This is a genomic window from Citrobacter sp. (assembly GCF_050252275.1).
GTDB classification, from domain to species: Bacteria; Pseudomonadota; Gammaproteobacteria; order Enterobacterales; family Enterobacteriaceae; genus Citrobacter_A; species Citrobacter_A amalonaticus.
Genome location: NZ_JBFWLF010000224.1, coordinates 1 through 7,579, shown reverse-complemented (window position 1 = coordinate 7,579; position 7,579 = coordinate 1). Strand labels below are relative to the sequence as shown.

The 7,579-nt window shown below is 53.1% G+C and carries 6 protein-coding genes; 5 read left to right on the top strand and 1 reads right to left on the bottom strand.

All coding sequences use genetic code 11. The features are described 5' to 3' along the window. The 5 genes from rlmD to eno all read left to right on the top strand — a co-directional run. Positions 1–482: 23S rRNA (uracil(1939)-C(5))-methyltransferase RlmD (rlmD, locus tag AB7E14_RS17225; protein WP_428169713.1), on the top strand; the 482-nt coding region annotated here is incomplete at its 5' end. A gap of 51 nt (positions 483–533) precedes the next feature. After that, a complete protein-coding gene (gene relA / locus AB7E14_RS17220) occupies positions 534–2,768 on the top strand; it encodes a GTP diphosphokinase (RefSeq protein ID WP_042999515.1) in 2,235 nt (744 codons plus the stop codon). 60 nt (positions 2,769–2,828) lie between these two features. Next, positions 2,829–3,620: a nucleoside triphosphate pyrophosphohydrolase gene (gene mazG / locus AB7E14_RS17215; RefSeq protein ID WP_090048500.1), complete on the top strand. Its 792-nt coding sequence runs from the start codon at positions 2,829–2,831 to the stop codon at positions 3,618–3,620. Between the two features lie 350 nt (positions 3,621–3,970). After that, on the top strand, positions 3,971–5,608 hold the full coding sequence (pyrG, locus tag AB7E14_RS17210) for a glutamine hydrolyzing CTP synthase (protein WP_042999517.1): 1,638 nt from the start codon (positions 3,971–3,973) through the stop codon (positions 5,606–5,608). A gap of 89 nt (positions 5,609–5,697) precedes the next feature. Further along, entirely contained in the window at positions 5,698–6,993 is a 1,296-nt protein-coding gene (eno, locus tag AB7E14_RS17205) for a phosphopyruvate hydratase (protein ID WP_042999518.1), read from the top strand. A 57-nt stretch (positions 6,994–7,050) separates the two neighbouring features. Here the strand turns inward: eno and AB7E14_RS17200 are convergent. Then, positions 7,051–7,579: MurR/RpiR family transcriptional regulator (locus AB7E14_RS17200; protein WP_428169712.1), on the bottom strand; the 529-nt coding region annotated here is incomplete at its 5' end.

Below are 7,579 nucleotides of genomic sequence, written 5' to 3'. Positions count from 1 at the left end.
AAATGGTGGCCAGCGCGCTGCAATGGCTGGACGTACAGCCTGGCGATCGCGTGCTGGATCTTTTCTGCGGGATGGGCAATTTCACACTCCCGTTGGCAACCCGGGCGGCAAGCGTTGTCGGGGTGGAAGGCGTGCCTGCGCTGGTGGAAAAAGGGCGTGAAAATGCACAACAAAATGGATTACACAATGTGACATTCTTTCATGAAAATCTTGAAGAGGATGTCACCCGACAGCCGTGGGCCAAAAACGGTTTTGATAAAATCTTGCTCGACCCTGCGCGCGCAGGGGCTGCGGGCGTGATGCAACATATTATAAAATTGCAGCCTGGCCGCATTGTTTATGTATCCTGTAATCCTGCCACGCTGGCGCGGGATAGTGAGGCGTTATTACGCGCAGGATATCAAATACAACGGCTGGCGATGCTTGACATGTTCCCCCACACGGGACACCTGGAATCGATGGTATTGTTTGAGCATTCATAATGAATCACGACTTGTCGACTTCGACAGGTCACGTCCCTTAAGGAGAGGACAATGGTTGCGGTAAGAAGTGCGCATCTAAACAAAGCTGGGGAATTTGACCCGAAAAAGTGGATCGAAAGTCTTGGGATCACCAGCCAGCAGTCATGTGAACGCTTAGCCGAAACCTGGGCGTATTGCCTGCAACAGACACAGGGGCATCCGGATGCGGAACTGCTGCTGTGGCGTGGCGTGGAGATGGTGGAAATCCTCTCGACACTAAGTATGGATATCGACACGCTGCGGGCAGCGCTGCTGTTCCCTCTGGCAGATGCCAATGTCGTTAGCGAAGATACCCTGCAGGAAAGCGTAGGTAAGTCTATCGTCAATTTGATTCATGGCGTGCGTGACATGGCAGCCATTCGCCAGTTGAAAGCGACCCATACCGATTCCGTCTCCTCCGAGCAGGTCGACAACGTGCGGCGCATGCTGCTGGCGATGGTCGACGATTTCCGCTGCGTGGTCATCAAACTTGCTGAACGAATCGCCCATCTGCGCGAGGTGAAAGACGCGCCGGAAGATGAGCGCGTGTTGGCGGCAAAAGAGTGTACTAACATCTATGCGCCGCTGGCGAACCGATTAGGTATCGGTCAACTGAAATGGGAACTGGAAGATTATTGCTTCCGCTATCTGCATCCTGCCGAGTACAAACGTATTGCCAAACTGCTGCATGAACGGCGTATCGATCGTGAGCACTACATTGAAGAGTTCGTGAGTCATTTGCGCTCAGAGATGAAAACGGAAGGCGTAAAGGCGGAAGTGTATGGACGCCCGAAACACATCTACAGCATCTGGCGAAAAATGCAGAAAAAGCATCTGGCATTTGATGAGCTGTTTGACGTGCGCGCCGTGCGTATCGTCGCCGAGCGCTTGCAGGACTGCTACGCCGCGCTGGGCATTGTGCACACGCACTATCGCCATCTGCCGGATGAGTTTGACGACTATGTCGCCAACCCGAAACCGAATGGCTATCAGTCGATTCACACCGTGGTGTTGGGGCCCGGCGGCAAAACGGTAGAGATCCAGATTCGTACTAAACAAATGCATGAGGACGCTGAGCTGGGCGTCGCCGCGCACTGGAAGTATAAAGAAGGCGCAGCCGCAGGCGGGGCGCGTTCCGGCCATGAGGACCGCATTGCCTGGCTGCGTAAGCTGATCGCCTGGCAGGAAGAGATGGCGGACTCTGGCGAAATGCTCGACGAAGTGCGCAGTCAGGTGTTTGACGATCGGGTCTACGTCTTTACGCCGAAAGGCGATGTTGTGGATCTGCCCGCGGGCTCTACGCCGCTCGACTTTGCGTATCACATTCACAGTGATGTGGGGCACCGTTGTATTGGGGCAAAAATCGGTGGGCGCATCGTGCCGTTTACCTATCAGTTGCAGATGGGCGATCAGATCGAAATCATCACCCAGAAACAGCCGAACCCGAGCCGCGACTGGCTGAATCCGAATCTGGGCTATGTGACGACCAGCCGTGGGCGCTCGAAAATCCACGCCTGGTTCCGTAAACAGGACCGCGATAAGAACATCCTTGCCGGACGGCAGATTCTGGATGACGAGCTGTCGCATTTAGGGATCAGCCTGAAAGAAGCGGAAAAGCATCTGCTGCCGCGCTACAACTTCAACGAGCTGGAGGAACTGCTGGCGGCGATTGGCGGGGGCGATATCCGTCTGAACCAGATGGTGAACTTCCTGCAATCGCAGTTCAACAAACCGAGCGCCGCCGAAGAAGACGCCGCCGCGCTGAAACAGCTTCAGCAGAAAACGCATGCGCCGCAGAACCGGCGTAAAGACGATGGGCGTGTTGTTGTGGAAGGCGTAGGTAATTTGATGCATCACATTGCCCGTTGCTGCCAGCCGATTCCAGGCGATGAGATTGTTGGGTTTATTACCCAGGGCCGCGGGATTTCCGTCCATCGGGCGGACTGTGAGCAACTGGTCGAACTGCGTGCGCATGCGCCGGAACGCCTTGTGGACGCCGTGTGGGGTGAAAGCTATTCGGCGGGATACTCGCTGGTAGTGCGCGTACAGGCCAACGATCGCAGCGGTTTACTGCGTGATATCACGACGATTCTGGCGAACGAGAAGGTCAATGTGCTGGGCGTTGCCAGTCGTAGCGATACCAAACAACAGCTTGCTACTATCGATATGACAATTGAAATCTACAACCTGCAGGTGCTGGGACGCGTGCTCAGCAAGCTGAATCAGGTACCTGATGTGATTGACGCGCGTCGTTTGCACGGCAATTAATTTTACTTTCCAGGCCCGGTGGCGCCTCGCTTATCGGGCCTGTGTTTTCAGGATGTTCCAATGACCCAAATTGACCGCCTGCTTGGCATCATGCAACGCCTGCGCGACCCGAAAACCGGCTGTCCGTGGGATAACGAACAGACTTTCGCCACGCTCGCCCCTTACACCCTTGAAGAAACCTACGAAGTGCTCGACGCGATTTCCCGTGAGGATTTTGACGATCTGCGCGGTGAGCTGGGCGATCTGCTGTTTCAGGTCGTGTTTTACGCACAAATAGCCCAGGAAGAAGGGCGTTTTGATTTCAATGATATTTGTGCCGCCATCAGTGACAAACTCGAGCGTCGCCACCCGCACGTTTTTGCGGATGCCCAGGCCAACAACAGCACTGAAGTGCTGGCCCGCTGGGAACAAATCAAAACCGGCGAACGAGCGCAAAAAGCGCAGCATTCTGCCCTCGATGATATTCCGCGCAGTTTACCAGCGCTAATGCGGGCGCAGAAAATCCAGAAGCGCTGTTCGAATGTCGGTTTTGACTGGACGACGCTGGGACCAGTGGTCGATAAGGTGTATGAAGAGATCGACGAGGTCATGCACGAGGCCCGGCAGGTCGTGGTCGACCAGGCTAAACTGGAAGAGGAAATGGGCGATTTGCTATTTGCCACCGTCAATATGGCCCGTCATTTAGGCACCAAAGCGGAGACCGCTCTGCAAAAAGCCAACGAAAAATTCGAGCGGCGTTTTCGTGAGGTCGAACGGATTGTGGCGGCGCGCGGCCTGGAAATGACCGGTGTTGACCTGGAAACGATGGAAGAAGTCTGGCAACAGGTAAAACGGCAGGAAATTGATCTCTAAGGGAATTGCGCGGTCAAGGGCGTTTTGTGTGATTTTTTAAATAACAAGCGCTTGATTTGCGTCAAAAACATTTACCTCAAAGAGGCTATTTTCTCTTCCCGTTATGTTGATGAGACACCGTGTATACTGCTTCTTCGAGTTATTCGAGTCGCAACACGGCGGCGACTGAAAGAATCCCCAGAAACATAGAAATGCTATGTGACTGGGGTGAGTGAAGGAAGCCAACACCGGTGCGGCTTGAAGAACGAAGGAGAGGGGATAATGAAAGTTTGTGGCGTACGTCATGTTCGGGTATACTACTTTCCCGTCCTGGTTATTCCATCGTTTCACCCTAACTTCTCAGGTTCAGCATGACAACGAACTATATTTTTGTGACCGGCGGGGTCGTATCCTCTCTGGGTAAAGGCATTGCCGCAGCCTCCCTCGCAGCCATTCTTGAAGCCCGTGGCCTCAACGTGACCATCATGAAACTGGATCCGTATATCAACGTCGATCCTGGCACCATGAGCCCAATCCAACACGGGGAAGTGTTCGTTACTGAAGACGGCGCTGAAACCGACCTGGACCTGGGTCACTACGAGCGTTTCATTCGCACCAAAATGAGCCGCCGCAACAACTTCACCACGGGTCGTATTTACTCTGACGTTCTGCGCAAAGAGCGCCGTGGCGACTATCTCGGCGCGACCGTACAGGTTATCCCGCACATCACCAATGCCATTAAAGAACGCGTGCTGGAAGGCGGCGAAGGCCATGACGTTGTGCTGGTAGAAATCGGCGGTACCGTTGGTGATATCGAATCTCTGCCGTTCCTTGAAGCGATTCGCCAGATGGCCGTTGAAATTGGCCGTGAACACACACTGTTTATGCATCTGACGCTGGTTCCGTACATGGCAGCGGCAGGTGAAGTGAAAACAAAACCGACGCAGCACTCTGTAAAAGAGCTGCTCTCTATCGGTATCCAGCCAGATATCCTGATTTGCCGCTCTGACCGCGCTGTCCCGGCTAACGAACGTGCGAAAATTGCATTGTTCTGTAACGTTCCGGAAAAAGCGGTGATTTCTCTGAAAGATGTCGATTCCATCTATAAAATTCCAGGAATGTTGAAATCACAGGGCCTGGACGATTATATTTGTAAACGATTCAGCTTAGAGTGTCCGGAAGCTAACCTGGCCGAATGGGAACAGGTAATTTACGAAGAAGCGAACCCGGCAGGCGAAGTCACGATTGGGATGGTCGGCAAGTACATTGAACTGCCGGATGCCTATAAATCCGTGATTGAAGCGCTGAAACACGGCGGTCTGAAAAATCGCGTGACCGTCAACATCAAGCTGATTGATTCGCAGGATGTTGAAACACGCGGTGTCGAAATCCTGAAAGATTTGGACGCTATCCTGATCCCTGGCGGCTTCGGCTACCGTGGTGTAGAAGGCAAGATCGCGACTGCACGCTATGCGCGTGAGAACAATATTCCTTATCTGGGCATTTGCCTGGGTATGCAGGTTGCGTTGATTGAGTTTGCGCGTAATGTCGCCGGTATGGACAACGCCAACTCGACGGAATTTGTGCCAGACTGTAAGTACCCGGTTGTGGCGCTGATTACCGAATGGCGTGACGAAGACGGTAACGTTGAAGTCCGTACTGAGAAGAGCGATCTGGGTGGCACCATGCGTCTTGGCGCGCAGCAGTGTCAGCTTGGCGACGATAGTCTGGTCCGTCAGTTGTACGGCACGCCGACTATTGTTGAGCGTCATCGCCATCGTTACGAAGTCAACAATATGCTGTTGAAACAGATTGAAGCTGCGGGTCTGCGTGTTGCAGGCCGTTCCGGTGATGATCAGTTGGTCGAGATCATTGAGGTACCGAATCATCCGTGGTTCGTGGCCTGTCAGTTCCATCCGGAATTTACTTCCACGCCACGTGATGGACATCCGCTGTTTGCTGGCTTTGTGAAAGCCGCCAGCGAGCATCAGAAGCGTCAGGCGAAGTAAGAAGTAAAAAAAGTTAGAACGGCAACGCGTACCAAAGGTACGCGTTGTTTGTCTGGAGTTTTAGTTTAACTTGTACTGAGGAAAACCTAATGTCCAAAATCGTTAAAGTCATCGGTCGTGAAATCATCGACTCCCGTGGTAACCCGACTGTTGAAGCCGAAGTACACCTGGAAGGTGGTTTCGTCGGTATGGCAGCAGCTCCGTCAGGTGCTTCTACAGGCTCCCGCGAAGCGCTGGAACTGCGCGATGGCGACAAAGCCCGCTTCATGGGTAAAGGCGTACTGAAAGCTGTTGGCGCGGTTAACGGCCCGATCGCTCAGGCTATCCTTGGCAAAGATGCCAAAGATCAGGCTGGCATCGACAAGATCATGATCGATCTGGACGGTACTGAAAACAAATCCAACTTCGGCGCGAACGCCATCCTGGCTGTGTCTCTGGCTAACGCCAAAGCTGCTGCTGCTGCTAAAGGCATGCCGCTGTACGAGCACATCGCTGAGCTGAATGGTACTCCGGGCAAATACTCCATGCCGGTTCCGATGATGAACATCATCAACGGTGGTGAGCACGCTGACAACAACGTCGACATCCAGGAATTCATGATTCAGCCAGTTGGCGCGAAAACCCTGAAAGAAGCCGTACGTATGGGTTCTGAAGTGTTCCACAACCTGGCTAAAGTGCTGAAAGCGAAAGGCATGAACACTGCTGTGGGTGACGAAGGTGGCTATGCGCCGAACCTGGGCTCCAACGCTGAAGCGCTGGCTGTCATTGCTGAAGCGGTTAAAGCTGCTGGCTACGAGCTGGGCAAAGACATCACTCTGGCGATGGACTGCGCAGCATCTGAATTCTACAAAGACGGTAAATACGTTCTGGCTGGCGAAGGCAACAAAGCGTTCACCTCTGAAGAATTCACTCACTTCCTGGAAGACCTGACCAAACAGTATCCGATCGTTTCTATCGAAGACGGTCTGGACGAGTCTGACTGGGATGGTTTTGCATACCAGACCAAAGTATTGGGCGACAAAATCCAGCTGGTTGGTGACGACCTGTTCGTAACCAACACCAAGATCCTGAAAGAAGGTATCGAAAAAGGCATCGTTAACTCCATCCTGATCAAATTCAACCAGATCGGTTCTCTGACCGAAACGCTGGCTGCAATCAAGATGGCGAAAGACGCTGGCTACACAGCTGTGATCTCTCACCGTTCCGGTGAAACTGAAGATGCTACCATCGCTGACCTGGCTGTGGGTACTGCTGCAGGCCAGATCAAAACGGGTTCTATGAGCCGTTCTGACCGCGTTGCTAAATACAACCAGCTGATTCGTATCGAAGAAGCGCTGGGTGAAAAAGCACCGTACAACGGTCGTAAAGAGATCAAAGGTCAGTAATTTATTACTGTCGCTTTACACTCTAAGAAACCCGCTTCGGCGGGTTTTTTTATGTCTTTAAAGCAGTAGCGGCAGGGTCGCGCTGGCTGTTTTCTGGCTTACATCGCTGTACTTTTCATCCAGTGCGATTAGCGATGTGGTGAGCAGTTCTATCAACAGCATCACACCCACCTTGGCGTTTAGCGCGCCGGCACTCAACGGACCTTCTGGTTTGGCTGCGACCAGTTGAATATCACTAAGCGATGCTAACGGGCTGCGCGGCGTATTACTCAGCGCCACTACGCGCACACCTTGCTTACGCGCTAGCTTTACAACATGCAGCAGATCGCGCGTGGAGCCTGAACTGGAAATTGCCACTACGAGCGTGTTTTTACTAAGCGTTGTGGCGTTCATGGCAGCACGGTGCATATCGCTGAACAATTGTGCGGGTTTACCCAGACGCAGGAGTTTGTAATGTAAATACTCCCCCAGAATGGCACTGGCTGCTACGCCATAAATCTGCACTGACTGAGCCTGATGCAGTGCAAGCGCGGCGGCTTCCAGTAAGGTCCTGTCGAGTAATTTAGCAGTGACCTGCAGCGCCTGG

Coding starts and splice junctions, on each gene's coding strand:
- eno (WP_042999518.1), top strand. CDS start 5,698: ATGTCCAAAATCGTTAAAGTCATCGGTCGTGAAATCATCGACTCCCGT.
- pyrG (WP_042999517.1), top strand. CDS start 3,971: ATGACAACGAACTATATTTTTGTGACCGGCGGGGTCGTATCCTCTCTG.
- mazG (WP_090048500.1), top strand. CDS start 2,829: ATGACCCAAATTGACCGCCTGCTTGGCATCATGCAACGCCTGCGCGAC.
- relA (WP_042999515.1), top strand. CDS start 534: ATGGTTGCGGTAAGAAGTGCGCATCTAAACAAAGCTGGGGAATTTGAC.